At 72.5% G+C, this 17,162-nt stretch carries 11 protein-coding genes; 6 read left to right on the top strand and 5 right to left on the bottom strand.

Features of this window, described 5'->3' with window-relative positions; genetic code table 11:
• Positions 1-23: 23 nt before the first annotated feature.
• Positions 24-1,070, bottom strand: coding sequence for a hypothetical protein (locus tag FMEAI12_RS10075; RefSeq protein ID WP_112105806.1), 1,047 nt, complete (start codon positions 1,068-1,070; stop codon positions 24-26).
• 434 nt (positions 1,071-1,504) lie between these two features.
• On the opposite strand from FMEAI12_RS10075, the gene FMEAI12_RS10070 reads away from it, so the two are divergent.
• Both FMEAI12_RS10070 and FMEAI12_RS10065 read left to right on the top strand, forming a co-directional pair.
• Entirely contained in the window at positions 1,505-2,941 is a 1,437-nt protein-coding gene (locus FMEAI12_RS10070) for a hypothetical protein (protein WP_112105805.1), read from the top strand.
• 313 nt (positions 2,942-3,254) lie between these two features.
• On the top strand, positions 3,255-4,280 hold the full coding sequence (locus FMEAI12_RS10065) for an alpha/beta hydrolase fold domain-containing protein (RefSeq protein ID WP_112105812.1): 1,026 nt from the start codon (positions 3,255-3,257) through the stop codon (positions 4,278-4,280).
• Between the two features lie 103 nt (positions 4,281-4,383).
• Here the strand turns inward: FMEAI12_RS10065 and FMEAI12_RS10060 are convergent, their stop codons facing one another.
• On the bottom strand, positions 4,384-4,623 hold the full coding sequence (locus tag FMEAI12_RS10060) for a hypothetical protein (RefSeq protein WP_020461788.1): 240 nt from the start codon (positions 4,621-4,623) through the stop codon (positions 4,384-4,386).
• A 715-nt stretch (positions 4,624-5,338) separates the two neighbouring features.
• On the opposite strand from FMEAI12_RS10060, the gene FMEAI12_RS10055 reads away from it, so the two are divergent.
• Positions 5,339-6,478 carry an aromatic ring-hydroxylating dioxygenase subunit alpha gene (locus tag FMEAI12_RS10055; protein ID WP_368672064.1) on the top strand — a complete coding sequence of 380 codons (1,140 nt, stop codon included), beginning with the start codon at positions 5,339-5,341 and terminating at the stop codon, positions 6,476-6,478.
• A gap of 190 nt (positions 6,479-6,668) precedes the next feature.
• Here FMEAI12_RS10055 and FMEAI12_RS10050 read toward each other — a convergent pair whose 3' ends face one another.
• From FMEAI12_RS10050 to FMEAI12_RS10040, 3 genes are all read right to left on the bottom strand, one after another.
• Complete coding sequence (locus FMEAI12_RS10050; protein ID WP_112105804.1) at positions 6,669-8,888, bottom strand: NADP-dependent isocitrate dehydrogenase; 2,220 nt, start codon at positions 8,886-8,888, stop codon at positions 6,669-6,671.
• Between the two features lie 232 nt (positions 8,889-9,120).
• Positions 9,121-10,008: a siderophore-interacting protein gene (locus tag FMEAI12_RS10045; protein ID WP_112105803.1), complete on the bottom strand. Its 888-nt coding sequence runs from the start codon at positions 10,006-10,008 to the stop codon at positions 9,121-9,123.
• A gap of 211 nt (positions 10,009-10,219) precedes the next feature.
• Positions 10,220-13,837, bottom strand: coding sequence for a proline dehydrogenase family protein (locus FMEAI12_RS10040; protein ID WP_112105802.1), 3,618 nt, complete (start codon positions 13,835-13,837; stop codon positions 10,220-10,222).
• 264 nt (positions 13,838-14,101) lie between these two features.
• Between FMEAI12_RS10040 and FMEAI12_RS10035 the strand changes: the two genes are divergently transcribed.
• From FMEAI12_RS10035 to FMEAI12_RS10025, 3 genes are all read left to right on the top strand, one after another.
• Positions 14,102-14,488, top strand: a complete 387-nt coding sequence (locus FMEAI12_RS10035) for a VOC family protein (RefSeq protein ID WP_071063080.1) — start codon at positions 14,102-14,104, stop codon at positions 14,486-14,488.
• A 23-nt stretch (positions 14,489-14,511) separates the two neighbouring features.
• A complete protein-coding gene (locus tag FMEAI12_RS10030) occupies positions 14,512-15,747 on the top strand; it encodes a pentapeptide repeat-containing protein (protein ID WP_112105801.1) in 1,236 nt (411 codons plus the stop codon).
• A gap of 98 nt (positions 15,748-15,845) precedes the next feature.
• Positions 15,846-17,153 (top strand): EAL domain-containing protein, encoded by a 1,308-nt coding sequence (locus FMEAI12_RS10025; RefSeq protein ID WP_112105800.1) that lies wholly within the window; start codon positions 15,846-15,848, stop codon positions 17,151-17,153.
• The last annotated feature ends 9 nt before the right edge of the window (positions 17,154-17,162 follow it).

Here is a 17,162-nt window from a genome sequence, read left to right as displayed (position 1 = left end):
TCCGTCACACCGTCCGCCGGGTTTCACTCCCGTGCCGCATGCCATTGCCCGGCTGGCGCGCGGGGCAGGCCGACGTCGGTCAGGTGCAGGATCCCGGGCCTTGCGGCCTTGACGTTGAAGGCGGCGTTGACCGCGGGCAGGGCGGTCATGGTGTCCCACTCGTGGTTGCCCCAGTGCTCGGGCGGGATGAAGCGGATCCGGGTGTCGATCCCCGGCTCCCCGTCGATGACCACGCGGTACTGGTCGTCGTTGAACTCCCAGTCCTCGTTCAGATGCTTGGTCAGGTACCAGCGGAACTTCATCTGGATGACCGTGCTGCCGCTCAGGTTGCCGTTCCAGCCGACCTCCACAGCGGCGTTCGTGCCCTTCTCGATGGTCATGTAGCCCAGGTCGACCGTCTGGGAGGCGGTGGCGTAGCCGAGGAAGAACTCGACGCTGTCGAGCGTGTATTCCAGGGCGTGCGCCATGCGCTGCACGGCTTCCTCGGCCGGCATCATCCACAGCTTCGCCATGTCGGCGATCTGCGGTGTGGTGCCGGTCAGGGAGATGCCCATGGCCTCCCAGGTCTCCTTCGACTCGTAGACGGAGCAGTCGGCGGCCTCCAGGATGGAGATCTTCCGTACGTCCCGGCACACGCCGGTCATGGCCGTCACCATCGTGTTGATCCACCCGGGGCTTATGCCCGTGATGTAGAGCGAGCTGTTCCCGCGGGCGCAGGCGGCCTCCAGCCGCTCCTTCGTCTCACCCTTGACTCCGCCGACGTTGAAGAACAGGTTGGTGCTGACCACGTCCATTCCCGCCTCAAGCAGCGGCAGGACATGGTCGAGATCGGCCATGAAAGGGGTGTAGACGACGGTGTCCGCCTTGAGCGCGATCAAGGCGTCGATGTCGTTGGTCGCCGCGACGCCACACGGCGGCCGACCGCACAGCGTTCCCGCATCGGTGCCGACCTTGTCCGCCGACCAGGCGTACACACCCACAAGGTCCAGACGCGGATCATCAAGTATCGCCCGTAACGTCAGCTTGCCCACTTTTCCGGTGGTCCACTGGATGACACGAAGCCTTTCCATACGCCTGCCCGTCCTCTCGGTCGAAGCGCCCTGCCGCCCCGATACGGGCGTCGGACCCGCTGCCGGCCGCACCTTCGACGCCGCCGACACCGGGAGCGGGACATCCGCTCCGTCTCACGTCACCGGAAACTCTTGATCCACCAGCCCCGCCGCTGAACACTTGTATAACAGCGGGGCACGGACCGTACAAGCTTCCGCAGACCCTGGCCCTGGCCACCGGACGGGCCGGTACGTCCGGTGGCGGCGTGGCACCCACAAGAGCCCGTCCAGCCCGTCCAGCCCGACGACCGGGCCGTCCCCCGGGCATCGGTCTCCACCCGGCCACTGTGCCGCAGCCGTCCACGATTGTCGCCCCTCTGGATATTTCACTACTGAAGCGGCCCTCGCCCGTCTAGGCTCTCGTAGCGGGAACCGACGGAAGCACGGGAGGCCGCGTGCCCGACTTCAGCCACCTCAGTTTCGGTGCGCCGGCCGCCGAACGCGACATCAGGCGCGGGCTCGACGCCTACTTCATCGAGTCGGCCGCGTACCGCAACATGAACACCGGAACGAAGACGATCCTGGTCGCGAACCGGGGTGCCGGCAAGAGCGCGATCCTCAAGACCATGGCCCGCCGGCACCGCGACCGCGGGGCCTCGGTCATCGAGCTCGCACCCGAGGACTACTCGTACGAATTCCTCAGCGGGGCGATGACCCGCGAGGCCGACGGCGCGTGGGCCAAGCTCGGCGCGTACGCCGTGGCCTGGAAATACCTGCTGCTCGTGCTCATCATGAAGGAGCTGACGAAACGGCACGGCCGGATAAGACGCGGCGCCGAGAGCCAGATATACGCCTACCTGCGCGACAATCACCGCGGCGCCGCAGTAACCCCGCTGGATTCGTTCGTCTCCTATCTGCGCCGCATCGAGTCGGTGAAGCTGGGAAGCTTCGAGGCCGGTATCCGCACGACGGAGCTCCAGCGCCTCTACAAACTCCAGGAGCTGGAACACCTGATCCAGCCGTTGAGCCGCCTGTGCGCGCGCTCGGGGGTCACCGTCCTGGTCGACGAGCTGGACCGCGGCTGGGACGCGAGCGAGGACGCGCAGGCCTTCGTCGCCGGTCTCTTCCAGGCCTGTATGTCACTGAACGACCTCTCGCCGCACCTGCACGTCTTCATGTCGCTGCGCCAGGAGCTCTACGACAACATTCCCGCCCTCTACGACGACGCGCAGAAGTTCCGCGACCTGATCGAGGTGGTGCGGTGGGACGAGCCGCACCTGTGGCAGCTGATCGCCTGCCGTATCCGGCACACCGTGCCCGGGCTGAGCGGTGTGGGCGACGACGAGTGCTGGGCGGCGGTGTTCCGCGATCCGCGCTGGTCGTTCCGCTACATCGTCGACCGCTCGCTGCGCCGCCCACGCGAGATCATCCAGTACTGCAGCCACGCGCTCGAACACGCGCGCCAGAACCGGTCCGCCGGTGGCCGGCGGATCGCGCGGCGCGACATCCTCGCCGTGGAAGCCACCTACTCCGGCGAGCGGACCCGCGACATCGCCGCCGAGTACCGGTTCCAGCACCCGGGCCTGCTCAGCGTGTTCGAGGCGTTCCGCGGCCGCCCGGCGGTCTGGGCCCGGGACGACCTCGAGTACCTGCTGCTGGACATCGCGACGGGAGCCGTGCGGACCAGCAGGGAGGCCACGAAGTGGATCTCCGACCGGGATCCCGACCATCTGCTGGAGACACTGTGGAACGTGGGTTTCATCCGCGACCACTCAGTGCTGTCCGCATCGTGGGCGGGGAGCGATCGCGCTGACTCCCTCACCTCGACCAGGGGTGTCTCGACCTTCACCGTGCATCCGATGTTCCGGCAGTACGTGGGAACCCTGGACTGAAGGTCGGCCCCGGCCGGGTGAAGATCGATCCGAGCACGGAGCACCACGGGTGGCCCACCGTGCCGCGCCGGCACGGCTGAGTAGTTCCCACCCGGCGGCCCAGCCGCGACCAGGCCGTCGGCGACCAGTTACGCGCAGCACGGCACGCACCACCTGAAGATGTCCGTCCGGGCGGTGCGCGGAATGCCGATCCGTCAAAACAACGGCCCTAAGGGCATCCTGAGGGGCTTCCAGGGGTGAACATTGGGCGTGGTTTGGACGAGCGGGGGGCGCGTCAGACCGCGAGTGCCCGACACGTGTGCTGGAGGATGCGATGCCGTACCGCTTCGATCCCGAACTCGCCTCGCTGGTCGAGATCACGCCGCACGTCACCGTCGACGACATCACCGCGACGCGCGCCCGCGCGGCCGAGTTGATGCTCGCCGCCACGCGTGAGATCGACCTGACCGGGGTCAACATCACCGACACCTGCGTACCCGGCCCACCGGACGCCCCCGACGTGGCGGTGCGCATCTACACGCCGGTCGGTGTCGCCCGACCCACCCCGGCCGTCCTGCACCTGCCCGGCGGCGGCTTCGTCGCAGGCGGCCTCGGGACGGAGCACCGCGCCAACATCGGGCTGAGCCGGGCCGTCGGTGCCGTCGTCGTCGCGGTGGACTACCGGCTGGCCCCCGAGCATCCCTATCCGTCCGCGCTCGAGGACTGCTACGCGGCCCTGTGCTGGATGGCGGCCCGCGCTGACCGGCTCGGCGTCGATCCGAACCGGATCGCCGTGCACGGGGCGCACGCCGGCGGGGGCCTGGCCGCGGCGCTGGCGCTGCTCACCCGTGACCGGGGCGGGCCCGCGCTGTGCTTCCAGTGCCTGGACTTCCCCGAGCTCGACGACCGGCGCGCGGTGCCGAGCCTGGCGGCGGCCCCCGTAGGCCTCGGCGACGCGCTCGGCGGCGGCCGCGAGCACCGTCCCGGAACGACCGGTGCCGGAACAGACAGCGCCGGGGCGGACGGCGGCTCCGTCGGCGCGGCGCGGCGGGCCGACACCGCCGTGCACTGGGACGCGTACCTCGGTGAGGGCCGGGCGGGAACCGACGGCGTACCGCTGTACGCGGCGCCCGCGCGGGCCGAGGACCTGCGTGGGCTGCCGCCGGCGTACGTCTGCGTCCAGGAGCGGGACCGCCTGCGCGAGCAGGGAGTCGCCTACGCCGACGCGCTGCGTTCCGCCGGTGTCCCGGCGCGGCTGCAGGTCGTCGCCGGCTCGGCCCCCGAGCCGGCGCCCAGGCGGCGCGCCGCCTCACCCGAGACGGTGGCCGCCCTCCGCGCCGCCCTGCACGGCCGCGACTGAGGCGCCGGGGGCCCGAGGACGGACCGCCGGCTCACGCCGCGACGGGCCCGTCCAGGGCTGGTGGTGGGGAGTGGGTAGTTGGAGCTGGGGCGTGGCTAACTGGTCAGTCGCGCTCGGTCGCGTCGGCACTGACCTCGGAGTCATCCACCTTGCGCTGGCCGGGGACGACCGACGGGCCGCTGGCCGCGTTGTGCCGGGTGTAGATCGCCTGGATCTCCTGCCGCGCAGCGGGCGTCTCGGTCGAGCTGATGACGAGATCGAACTCGTGGCGCATACGGCGGACGGCACGGCGGGCGGCAAGCTTCTGGTAGAGGCCCGGACGGTCGGAGCTGGTGAGGTTCACGTCAATCCCCCTGAAGCATCCTCAGCGGCGGCTGGATTTCGGGCGGCTGGATTTCGGCCGTCGCTATTAATAATGCCGCTGCGACGGCGCGATAATCCATACTGAGGACGTGACCTCGGCCGCACCTTCGGGGGTCGGACGCACTACAATGTGGGCCACGTCTATGCCGTGGGACACAACCCCGACGGGGGCGTCGGGGAACCGACACCCCGAGGTGGCGCGGGTCACTCACCGCCGATTGTCGTGACCCACGTCACGGGACGCCGAATCCCATCGAGAATCCCCGCCACGGGCGGGGCCGCGTTTCTCCCCCGCCTCGGGGCCGGGCCGGGCCGTCCGTCAGGGCCGGCGGGGCGGCCCGTCGGCGGCCGTCGGGACGCCGCCGCCCCGACCCTCCCCACGGCGGCGGACCCGCCGGCACACCGGCTGACGTCCCGCTCAACGGGACACCCGGGGGCAGGAGTGCCTGGCACGACGGAGCAATCACCTCCGGCGGGGTCACCCCCACCCAGGTGCCGGCTGCCGGCACCGGGCCCGCGCCGGCCACTTTCGTCGCACCTGGCCGTGACGCACGGCAGTGCACCCCTTCCTGTCGGGATGGTGACTTAGCCCGAGTAAAGACCGTTGGTGGTGAGCACATACAATTCTGTCTACCTGATCCCATCCCGCCGCCCCGCGCGCGGGATGATGCCGTCATCGAATTGGGAGGGCTCACATCGACCGCCACGAGCTCGTCGACCTCACGCGACGGGCGCTGAAAATAGCGACCGACAATACAACCGACATGACGCCGACGGAAGGCGGCGTGGCGGCGACGGCCTATACCAGCCGGGAACGTTTCGAACTGGAACGTGAAGTCGTCCGGCGTTCACCGCAGCTCGTGGGCTACAGCTCCGAACTGCCCGAGGCCGGAACCTACTGCACAAAGACCGTGATGGACGTCCCCGTGCTGTTGACGCGCGGCGATGACGGAACGGTGCGCGCTTTCCAGAACGTGTGCGCCCACCGGCAGGCTCAGGTCGCCCAGGGCTGCGGCGTGGCGCAGCGGTTCACCTGCCCCTGGCATGCGTGGACGTACGACGCGCACGGCGAGTTCGTCGGCGGTCCGGGGCGGGAGGGCTTCCCCGCGACACTCAACGGTCAGGCGCGGCTCACCGAGCTGCCCGCCGCCGAGAACGCGGGGTTCCTGTGGGTCGGGCTGGACCCGGCCGCCGGGCCGCTCGACATCGACGCGCACCTGGGCGAGCTGGGCCCGGAGCTGGCGTCCTGGAACATCGGGTCGTGGGCGCCGGTGGGCGAGAAGGTCATCGACTCACCGGTCAACTGGAAGCTCGCGCTCGACACGTTCGCCGAGAGCTACCACTTCGCGTCGGTGCACCGGGACACGTTCGCGCTGATCAACAAGAGCAACTGCGCGCTGTTCGACTCCTACGGGCCGCACCACCGCCTGGTCTTCCCGATGAACCACATCACCGACCTGGCGGACAAGCCGGAGGAGGAGTGGGAGCCGCTGAACAACTTCGTGTTGATCTACGCCCTGTTCCCCAACATCGTCCTGTCCGTGACGGTCGCGAACGGCGAGGTGTTCCGGGTGTACCCGGGCGAGCGCCCGGGCCATTCGATCACCTACCACCAGAACGCGTCCCCGATGGACCTCACCGACGAGGCGACCCGGGAGACCGCGGAGACGATCTTCGACTACGCGCACAACGCCGTCCGCGACGAGGACTACGCGCTGGCGGCCCAGGTGCAGGCGAGCATGGCCTCGGGCGCGCGCGCGGACCTCGTCTTCGGGCGCAACGAGCCCGGCCTGCACCACCGGCACGAGGTTCTCGAGGACGCGCTCGGCCGCTAGCGGCCCGCGCGGACGACAACCGCCCCGTGCCGGCGGCGGCCGCTTCGCACCGGCGGAAGCCGGTCCGGCGGCGAGCCCGCACGCGGGAGGTCGGAACGATCAGGGAAAGGGCCCGTGCGGAGCCCGGGCCCTTTCCCTTGACCCACGTTCTCCTGACGTCCCGCTCCTGACACGTGGTCAGGCCGGCAGATCAGGCAAGCGTCGCGATGGCCTCGTTGAAGGTCTTCGACGGGCGCATCACGGCCGCGGCCTTGGCCGGGTCGGGCTGGTAGTAGCCACCGATGTCGGCCGGCGAGCCCTGCACGGCGAGCAGCTCGTCGACGATGGTCTTCTCCTGGGCCGCGAGGCTCTCGGCCAGGCCGGCGAACGCCTGCGCGAGCGCGGCGTCGGTGGTCTGCGCGGCCAGCTCCTGGGCCCAGTACATCGCCAGGTAGAAGTGGCTGCCCCGGTTGTCGATGCCACCGACCCGGCGGGTGGGCGACTTGTCCTCGTTGAGGAACGTCGCGGTCGCCCGGTCGAGGGTGTCGGCCAGCACCTGGGCGCGGGCGTTGCCCGTGCGCTGCGCGAGGTGCTCGAAGCTCACCGCCAGCGCCAGGAACTCGCCCAGGCTGTCCCAGCGCAGGTAGTTCTCCTTGACGAGCTGCTGCACGTGCTTGGGCGCCGACCCGCCGGCACCGGTCTCGAACAGGCCGCCGCCGTTCATCAGCGGGACGACCGAGAGCATCTTCGCGCTCGTGCCGAGCTCCAGGATCGGGAACAGGTCGGTCAGGTAGTCACGCAGCACGTTGCCGGTCACCGAGATGGTGTCCTCGCCGCGGCGGATGCGCTCCAGCGAGAAGGTGATCGCGTCGACCGGGGCCTTGATCTCGATCTGCAGCCCGGTGGTGTCGTGGTCGGCCAGGTAGGTCCGGACCTTGGTGATGAGCTGGGCGTCGTGCGCGCGGGTCTCGTCGAGCCAGAACACGGCCGGGTTGCCGGTGGCGCGGGCCCGGGTGACGGCGAGCTTCACCCAGTCGCGGATCGGGGCGTCCTTGGTCTGGCAGGCGCGGAAGATGTCACCCGCGCTCACGGTCAGCTCGAGGACCGCCGTGCCCGCCCCGTCGACGAGCCGCACGGTGCCGGTCGTCGGGATCTCGAAGGTCTTGTCGTGGCTGCCGTACTCCTCGGCCTTCTGCGCCATCAGGCCGACGTTGGGCACCGAGCCCATCGTCGCCGGGTCGTAGGCGCCGTGCGCGCGGCAGTCGTCGATGACGGCCTGGTAGATGCCGGCATAGCTGCTGTCGGGCAGGACGGCGAGGGTGTCCGCCTCGGCACCGTCCGGCCCCCACATGTGGCCGGAGGTGCGGATCATCGCCGGCATGGACGCGTCGACGATGACGTCGCTGGGCACGTGCAGGTTCGTGATGCCCCGGTCGGAGTCGACCATGGCCAGCGGCGGCCCGGCGGCGAGCTCGGCCTCGAAGGAGGCCTTGATCTCGGCGCCCTCGGGCAGCGCCTCCAGCCCCTTGAAGATGCCGCCGAGACCCTCGTTGGGGGTCAGGCCGGCGGCGGCGAGCACCGCGCCGTGCCGGGCGAACGTCTCCGGGAAAAAGGCCCGCACCACGTGGCCGAAGATGATCGGGTCGGAGACCTTCATCATCGTGGCCTTCAGGTGCACCGAGAACAGCACGCCCTCGGCCTTGGCCCGGGCCACCTGCGCGGTGAGGAACTCGCGCAGCGCCCCGACCCGCATGACGGAGGCGTCGACGACCTCACTCGCGAGCACCGGTACCGACTCGCGCAGGACGGTCGTGGTGCCGTCGTCGCCGACCAGCTCGATGCGCAGGGCGCCGTCCGCGGCGATCACCGCGGACTTCTCGGTCGAACGGAAGTCGTCGGCGTCCATGGTCGCGACGTTCGTCTTCGACTCGGCGCTCCAGGCGCCCATGCGGTGCGGGTGCGCCTTCGCGTAGCCCTTCACCGACGCCGGCGCCCGGCGGTCGGAGTTGCCCTCGCGCAGCACGGGGTTGACCGCACTACCCTTGATCTTGTCGTAGCGGGCGCGGACCTCCCGCTCCTGGTCGGTCTTCGGGTCGTCGGGGTAGTCGGGCAGCGCGTAGCCCTGCTGCTGCAGCTCGACGACCGCGGCCCGCAGCTGCGGGATCGACGCCGAGACGTTCGGCAGCTTGATGATGTTCGCCTCGGGCGTGCGGGCCAGATCGCCGAGCTCGGCGAGCGCGTCGTCGATGCGCTGGGACGGCTCGAGGTACTCCGGGAAGCTGGCGATGATCCGCCCGGCCAGGGAAATGTCGCGACTGACGACACTGACCCCGGCCGTCGACGCGTACGCCTGCACCACCGGCAGGAACGAGTACGTCGCCAGAGCCGGCGCCTCGTCCGTCTGGGTGTAGATGATCACCGAATCAGTCACCGATACTCCGCTTCACGTCTACTACTTCGTGTCGTATCAAGGTATGCCCTGCCCGTCCCGAGCCTCTGATCCTTGCGCAGAGGCATGTGGCACCGTGCGTTGCCGCTCGTCCCGGCCATCCACTGTCGCCGCCCGCGGGTGCGCCGTGCCACCGTTTGCGACCTGCGCGACCCGGCGCCCACCCGCCAGGGCGGTGAACCGGGCCGGGTGGCCGGTGCGGCTGGGCGGCGCGCTACGCGAGTGCCAGTTCCTCGAGCACGGCGGGGTCGGAGAGGTCGCGGCCCTGCGCCGCCGCCTCGGCGTACCGGAGCTCCGCGGCGGCGTCGGCCTCCTCCATGGTCTCACCGGCCCTCCAGTAGGCGGAGGCCCGCAGGTCACCGCGCGGCACGCCGAGATCCTCCGCGAGCAGGCGGCGGATCACCCGGACCTCGCTCGCCTCCGCCGCGACGAAGGCCAGCGCGCCACCGTCCGGCCTGGTCAGGGCCCGCACCGCGGCCGGCAGCCCGCCGGCGGGCACCAGGCGCAGGTCGTCGCCCGGGCGTTCCGGCAGAAGCCCGAGATCCTGCTCGACGGGACCGCTGAGGAGAACCACTGCGGGCTGCCCGGCGGGCAGCGCGGCGAGGATGGCCGCGACCGCCGGAAGCCCGCTACCGTCGGCGACGAGGATCGCGGTGCTGGTCCGCGCTGGCGCGCCGGCTTCCGGCGGGGCGAACTCGACCCGCATCCCGAGAAGGTCCGCGGTGTCGCCGGGCCGCAGGCGGTCGAGCCAGCCGGCGGCGAACCCGGAGCCGTGCCGGTGCACGTCGAAGGTGAGCCGGTTCGCCGCCGGGTCGAACGTGCGCACCGTGAAGGCCCTCGACAGTTCGGCCCGATCATCCGGCCCGGCCGCGCCCGCGTCGGCCCCGGAGCCGGTGCCGGCCGCGGCGGGCGGGTGGAGGAAGAGCCGGAAGGCGTCGGCGGGCAGCGGGTCGATGTAGGCCGACAGCCCGTCGCCGCGCACCGTCACCCGACGGAAGGACGGCGAGACCACGGCGACGGCCTCGACCGCCACCTCACACTGGATCATGCGGCCGGCCCGCCGCGCGGACGCGGCACGAATGGACTCACGCAGAGTGGCCACGGTTCAGCTCCTCGATCGGCTGCGTCACGGCGCACGCTCAGCGAGGATGGGAGCGGAGCTGGACCGCGGGTCTTCCCGCCCCACGAACGCCGAAATTTAGGTAAGCCTAACCTAGGAAACGGTCGGAAGAGGCGCATTGGCCGGATCGGCCGACGCCACACACCGGCAGGTCAGAGCCCCCGCTCTCAGCGCACGGCGTTGGCGCGGGTTGTCAGAGGAGGCCGTCGGAGAGGCCGTCCGGGGTACCGAAGCGGTGGGCGGTGATGCTGACCGCCTGCTCGCGCAGGAACGGCAGCAACTCCAGCCGCCCGGACTCGGTCACCGGCCGCGCGTGGACGGCGATCTCCAGGCGGTCACCGACCGCGGCCGTCAGCGCGCCGGCGTCCCCGCCGATCAGCCGAACCCGCAGCCCGGCCCGGCTCGCCGGGCGTCGGGCCAGGTCAGCGAGCCACTCGTCGTCGGACTGGCAGCTGTTACCGACCGCCAGCCCGGCGAGCTCCGCGCGTAGCCACCGCGGGAGCTCGACCGCGGAGCTCACCCGCAACGGCGAGCCGGCCAGCAGCCCGGCCGCGACCACGCGGACGAGCTGGTGGATCCCGCCGCCCGCGAAGCGGATCTCGACCAGAACGGGCTGGTAGCGCAGCATGTTGCGCTCGGCGGACAGCCCGGCGAGCTCGCGGGCGGCGCCGTACCCGCCGGCCCAGGCGGCCGCGTCGCTGCGCAGCGCCCGTTCCAGCCCAGCGAGATCCGCGACCGCGCCGACCCCACCACCGGCGCCTCCGCCAGGCGCGGCACCGCCAGCGGACGCGCCGCCGGCGGAGGCATCACTAGCGGAGGCGCCACCAACGGAGGCACCGTCGCCGGACTCTCCTACACAGTCACTGTCAGCGACGACGGCGAGCAGGCGGCGGGCGGCCGGCCCGAGCTCGGCCGTCGCGGAGCTGGGTCTGCTGGTCCAGCCGGCGAGGGCGTAGAGGTAGGTCGGGCCGCCCGTCTTGGTTCCCGGGCCCACCGCCGAGCGCTTCCAGCCGCCGAACGGCTGGCGGCCCACGATCGCGCCGGTGATGCCGCGGTTCACGTAGAGGTTGCCCGCCTGGACGTGGCGCAGCCAGTAGTCGAGCTCCGCCGCGTCGAGCGAGTGCAGACCCGCGGTGAGACCGAAGTCGACCTCGTTCTGGATCTCCACGGCCTCGGCGAGATCGACCGCCTCCATGATCCCCAGGACCGGGCCGAAGTACTCCGTCCGGTGGAACTCCGACCCGCGGGACACCCCCGCGCGCACTCCGGGCGACCACAGCCGGCCCTGTTCGTCGAGGCGCCGTGGCTCGACGAGCCAGCGCTCGCCCGGGCCGAGCTCGGTCAGCGCGCGCAGCAGCTTGCCCGAAGCCGGTTCGATGAGCGGCCCGAGCTGGGTCCGCGGGTCGGCCGACTCCCCCACGACCAGCGAGCGGACCGCGTCGACGAGCTGGTCGCGCAGCCGGCGGGACGCCGCCGCGGAGCCGACGAGGATGAGCAGCGACGCCGCCGAGCACTTCTGGCCGGCGTGGCCGAACGCGGAGGCGACGACGTCGCGCACGGCCAGGTCGGGGTCGGCGCTCGGCGTCACCACGATCGCGTTCTTGCCGCTCGTCTCCGCGAGCAGCGGCAGGTCGCGGCGGAACGACCGGAACAGCTCCGCCGTCTCGAACGCGCCGGTGAGGATGACCCGATCGACGCGAGGGTCACCGACCAGCGCCCGGCCGAGGTCGCCCTCGTCCACGTTGACGAGCTGGAGGACCTCGCGGGGGATGCCGGCGTCCCACAGCGCCCTTACCAGGACGGCGCCGCAGCGGCGTGCCTGACCAGCGGGTTTGATCACCACCGGCGAGCCGGCGGCGAGGGCGGCGAGAGTGGACCCGGCGGGGATCGCGACCGGGAAGTTCCACGGCGGCGTGACCACGGTGAGGCGCACCGGCGCGAGCAGCGCCCCGTCGACGTCGTCGAGCCCGGCACCCCGCTCGGCGTAGTAGCGGGCGAAGTCGACGGCCTCCGAGACCTCCGGATCGGCCTGGTCGAAGGTCTTCGCGGTCTCGGTGGCCATGACCTCGACCAGCTCGCCGCGCCGCTGTTCGAGCACCTCGGCGGCCCGGCGTAGAACGGCCGCGCGGCCCGCCCCACCCAGCGCCGCCCAACCCGGGCCAGCGGCGACCGCGCGTGCCAGCACCGCGTCCAGCTCGTCCGCCGAGCGGATCGTGGTGGCCGCGACGAGGTCGACGCCCAGCGTGGACGCCGGCACCCGGGCCAGGACGCGCCGTGCCCACGTCCGGTTGGCTGCCAGGGAGGGGTCGGTGTCCGGAGCGTTCCGGAAGCCTCCTGCGCCATCAGGCCCGGCCGGCCCCGCTGCGCCGATGGGAGGCGCGGCGCGCAGGCGGTTCTGGGTGCGGCGCGGGGACGGGACGGTGTCGTCGACGTCGGCCAGCGAGGCGCGGAACCGCTTCTCCTCACGGGCGAACAGCGTCTCGTCGGTGGCGAGGTCGAACACGGCCGACATGAAGTTCTCCCGGCTCGCGCCCTCCTCGAGCCGGCGGACCAGGTAGGCGATGGCGACGTCGAACTCCGCCGGCCGCACCACCGGGGTGTAGAGGAGCAGGCCGCCCACCTCGCGCGCGACGACCCGGGCCTGCGCCTGCGCCATCCCGAGCAGCATCTCGAAGCGGAGGCCGCCGCGGGCGCCGCGGCGGCCGGCGAGGAGCCACGCGAAGGCCAGGTCGAACAGGTTGTGGCCGGCGACCCCGACGCGCACGTTGGCGACCCGGTCGGGATGCAGGGCGTAGTCCAGCAGCCGTTTGTAGTTGGCGTCGGTGTCCTGCTTGGTGTCGTACGGCGCCGGCGGCCAGCCGCGCAGGGACGCCTCGGCCCGTTCCATCGGCAGGTTCGCGCCTTTCACCAGCCGTACGGTGACCGGGGCGCCGCCGGCCGCCCGCCGGGACGCGCTCCACTCCTGCAGGCGGGTAAGGGCGCCGAGCGCGTCGGGCAGGTAGGCCTGCAGGACGATCCCGGCCGCCAGGCGCCGCAGGGCCGGCCGGTCGAGCAGCGTGGTGAACACCTCGATCGTCAGGTCCAGGTCGCGGTACTCCTCCATGTCCAACGTGACGAACGTGGCCGGCCGCGACTCCGCCGGCCGTGACTCCGCCGGCCGCGCTGCCGTGGCCTGCTCGAACAGCGGTGTCAGCGTCTCCACGACATGCGCCACGGTCTCCTCGAAGGCCCAGGGGGCGTGCGGCGCGACGCTCGCCGACACCTTGATCGACACGTGGTCGACGTCGTCCCGGGCGAGCAGCGCCGTCGTGCCCGCCAGCCGGCGCGCGGCCTCCCGCTCACCGAGGACGGCCTCCCCCAGCAGGTTCATGTTCAGCTGGACGCCGGGCCGGCGCAGCCGCTCGATGGCCCGCCCGAGGCCGCGGTCGGTGGCATCGACGACGAGGTGGCCGACCATCCGGCGCAGCACCCGCCGGGCGGCCGGGACGACGACCCACGGCACCACGGGCCCGGCCGCTCCCCCTGCCCGCACCGCACCGCGCAGGTACCAGGGCAGGAAGGCGGGCACGGACGGCGCGAGCCGGGCCAGGTTGCGCGCCGCTACCCGCGGGTCCTCCGGACGGATCACCCCGTCGACGAAGCGCACGGTGAACGCCAGCCCGCCCGGCTCCCGCAGGACGGCGGCCAGCCGGGCGGCGGCCGGGTCCACCGGCTCGGACGCCGCCTCGGCGACCCAGCGGCGGACCAGCGCGACAGCCTCGTCGCCCAGGTCGGACAGGTCGTGCGGGCTACTGCTCACTGCCGCGGTCATCGCCGTCCTCGGGTCGGTGTGGCGGTCTTTCACAGTGTGGCCGCGAGCACCGACAACACGGCCCCACCGGCGGGGTACACACCGGTCGTACCCGCGGCGCGCGGTCCGTCCACGTCCGCCCCCCACCGGGCGGCCACGGGTCTGCCGGGATACCCGGCGCGGCACGGGAAAGCTTCATAGGATCTTGACTGCGGCGCCGCGTTCCGGTCACCGGCCGGGTGAGGGATGGAGGCGCCGCGAGGTGTCGCACGGAGGCGTTCACCCATGTCCGTCGAGCTGAACCACACGATCGTCCACGCCCGGAACGACGAGGAGTCCGCCCGGTTCCTGGCCCACATCCTGGGTCTCGAGGTCGGGCCGCGGACGGGCCGGTTCCTGCCGGTCGTCACGGCCAACGGCGTGGCCCTCGACTTCGCCGCCACCGCGGCGGAGTCCATCGCCACGCAGCACTACGCGTTCCTGGTGTCGGACGAGGAGTTCGACGCGGCGTTCGCCCGGATCAGGCAGGCCGGCATCACCTTCTACGCCGATCCCCAGGGGCGACAGAAGGGCGAGATCAACCACAACCACGGCGGGCGCGGCCTGTACTTCCTCGACCCGTCCGGGCACTGGATGGAGATCCTCACCCGCCCCTACGGGAACAACGGGTAGCGACCGGAGGACGGGGGCGGGAGATGACCGACAACGCCGGTGTGACCCCCGGCGCTCATGGAACCTGCTCCTGCGGCGGCGCGGCCGGCGTCGCCACCAGCGGCGCCGCGCGACGGTCCGCGGGCCGGCGCTGGCTGTGGATCGTCGCCGGGCTGGCCGCGGCCGGCGCGGCGGCGGCCGCGGTCGGGATCTGGCATCTCCCCCCGCGGATGTACCCGGACCCGGGCGACACCGACGCGCGGGCGGCCCTGCAGGGCGGCCTGCTGACCGCGGCCTCGGCCCTCATCGCCGTGGCCGGCGCCCTGGTCGCCCTGGACGAGACCCGGGCGGCCAACACCGAGACCCGGCGGGCGAACGAGGCGGCCGACGAACGCGAGCGGCAGGCCTACGCGAACACCCACGTCCGCGAGCTCTACACCCGGGCGATCGACCAGCTCGGCTCGGACAGCGACACGATCCGCCTGGGCGGCATCTACGCCCTCGAACGGATCGTCGCCGACAGCCCCGCCGACCGGCGGGCCGTCGTCGAGGTCCTCGCCGCCTTCGTCCGCACCCTCAGCACCGATCCCCGGCGCGCCCCGGCACCCGCCGCACCCGCCGCGCCGTCCGCCAGGCCCGGGCGGCGCGGGCCGTCCCGGCCGCCCGCCGTCGACATCCGCGCCGCCGTCGGCGTCCTCGCCCGGCTCCCGCACCCCGCGGACCTCACCGGCGCCGACCTGACCGGGCTCACCGGCCTCACCAACCACGCAGATCTTCCCGGTGCGCCCAGCCTCGCCCACCTGACGCTCACCAACGCCACCCTGGCCGACGCCCGGCTGGCCGGGGTCGACTTCACCGGCGGCAGCCTGGACGACGCCGATCTCGCCCGCGCCGACCTGCGCCGGGCGAACCTCACCGACGCCGAGCTTGTCGACGCGGACCTCACCGGCGCCCGGCTCGCCGACGCGACCCTTGCCGGCGCCCTGCTCTTCCGGGCGACCCTCACCGGCGCCCAGCTGGGCCGGGCCGATCTCACCGGCGCCCAGCTCGGCGGCGCCGACCTCACGAACGCCGTCCTGGACGAGGCGATCCTCGCCGACGCCGTCCTCTCCGGGGCGAACCTCACCAACGCCCGGCTGGACGGCGCCGACCTCACCGCGGCCACCGGCCTGGCCCAGAAGCAGGTGGACTCCGCGCGCGGCGACCGGCGGACCCACCTGCCGGCGGGCCTGGCCCGGCCGGCGTCGTGGGACACCGCGGAAGGGCCGGCCGGGCAGTAGAACCGGGCCCGGCCGGGGGACGTCCGCCGCCGCGGCGGGCGCGGTGGATGTGCGCGCCGCGGGGATCGAGTCGATCCTGACGGTGGAGGTGACGGCGCATGACGGCCGGCGGTCTGTCGATCCTGGGGACGCCGGTGGACGTCCCGGAACCGGACACACCGGACACACCGGACACAGCAGTGGTGCACCTGCTCGGCGTGCTGCGCAACCAGCTGGGGATGGATCTCAGCTGGCTGTGCCGCTTCGACGGCGACCGGCTGGTCCTGCAGGCCCATAACGGCGACGGCGCCTCCTACGGCGTCGGCCCGGGCACGACCGTGCTCGGCTCGCCCGAGGAGCGGGAGCGCACGCTCTACTGGCGGGTGCTGACCGGCCGACTGCCGCCGATCATTCCCGACACGCTGGAGGACCCCCGGACGGCGGGTCTGCCCACCATCACTGAGCTCGGTGTCCGCGCCTACGCGGCGACGCCCGTCCGCGACGGCGACCGCGTCTACGGGGTCGTCGGCTGTATCGGGCGCGTTCCCCGGCCGGACCTGGATTCACGGCACGTCCAGATCCTGATGTTGATCGCGGACCTGCTCAGCGTGTCGGTCCGGGATCTGCACCGGATGTGGGAGCACTCCGGCCGGACCTGGCGGGCCGTCCGGGAGGTCCTCGACAGCGGCGGGCCGCGTCTGGTGTTCCAGCCGGTCGTCGACCTGCGCACCGGGTCGGCCGTGGCGGCCGAGGCCCTCGCCCGGTTTCCCGGCCCGCCGGCCGATCCCCAACAGTGGTTCGCGCGGGCCGCCGGCGTCGGGCTCGGCGTCGAGCTGGAGCTCTCCGCCGTCCGGCGGGCGCTGGGCGTGCTGCCCGCCATCCCGGCCAACGCCCGCCTGGCGGTCAACGCCTCCCCGACCGCGCTCACCGGTGGTCTGCTCGGTGTCCTCCCGGACATCGACCTGACCCGGCTCGTCGTCGAGATCACCGAGCAGGAACGCAGCCTGGACGACCCGGCCGTGCTGCGCGCGGCCCGGGAGCTGCGCGCCCGCGGGACCCGGATCGCCGTCGACGACGTCGGCGCCGGCTACGCCGGGCTCGCCCGGCTCGTGCAGCTGCGCCCCGACGTGATCAAAATGGACCGGTGCCTGATCCACGGCATCGACACCGATCCCGTCCGCCGCGCGACCGCCATCGCGCTGGTCTACCTCGCCGGGAAGATCGGCAGCCGGATCATCGCCGAGGGCATCGAGACCGCCGCCGAGCTCACCGCGGTGCGCGACACCGGGATCGGCTACGGCCAGGGGAACCATCTCGGCGCCCCGGACCCGATGCTGCCCGTCTTCCACCGGCCCCGGTGGCCGGGCGGCCCGGGACCACCCGACCACCGCCCGGCCACCGGGGCCCAGGACGTCAGCAGCGCTTAGGACCTCAGC

The sequence above is a fragment of the Parafrankia sp. Ea1.12 genome (genome assembly GCF_900465275.1).
GTDB classification, from domain to species: Bacteria; Actinomycetota; Actinomycetes; order Frankiales; family Frankiaceae; genus Parafrankia; species Parafrankia soli.
This window is presented reverse-complemented; position numbering and strand designations above follow the sequence as displayed.

What these genes read in the sequence shown, in the direction of transcription:
- FMEAI12_RS10065 (WP_112105812.1), top strand. Translation starts at nt 3,255, where the DNA reads ATGCCGTACCGCTTCGATCCCGAACTCGCCTCGCTGGTCGAGATCACG.
- FMEAI12_RS10025 (WP_112105800.1), top strand. Translation starts at nt 15,846, where the DNA reads ATGACGGCCGGCGGTCTGTCGATCCTGGGGACGCCGGTGGACGTCCCG.
- FMEAI12_RS10030 (WP_112105801.1), top strand. Translation starts at nt 14,512, where the DNA reads ATGACCGACAACGCCGGTGTGACCCCCGGCGCTCATGGAACCTGCTCC.
- FMEAI12_RS10040 (WP_112105802.1), bottom strand. Translation starts at nt 13,837, where the DNA reads ATGACCGCGGCAGTGAGCAGTAGCCCGCACGACCTGTCCGACCTGGGC.
- FMEAI12_RS10035 (WP_071063080.1), top strand. Translation starts at nt 14,102, where the DNA reads ATGTCCGTCGAGCTGAACCACACGATCGTCCACGCCCGGAACGACGAG.
- FMEAI12_RS10075 (WP_112105806.1), bottom strand. Translation starts at nt 1,070, where the DNA reads ATGGAAAGGCTTCGTGTCATCCAGTGGACCACCGGAAAAGTGGGCAAG.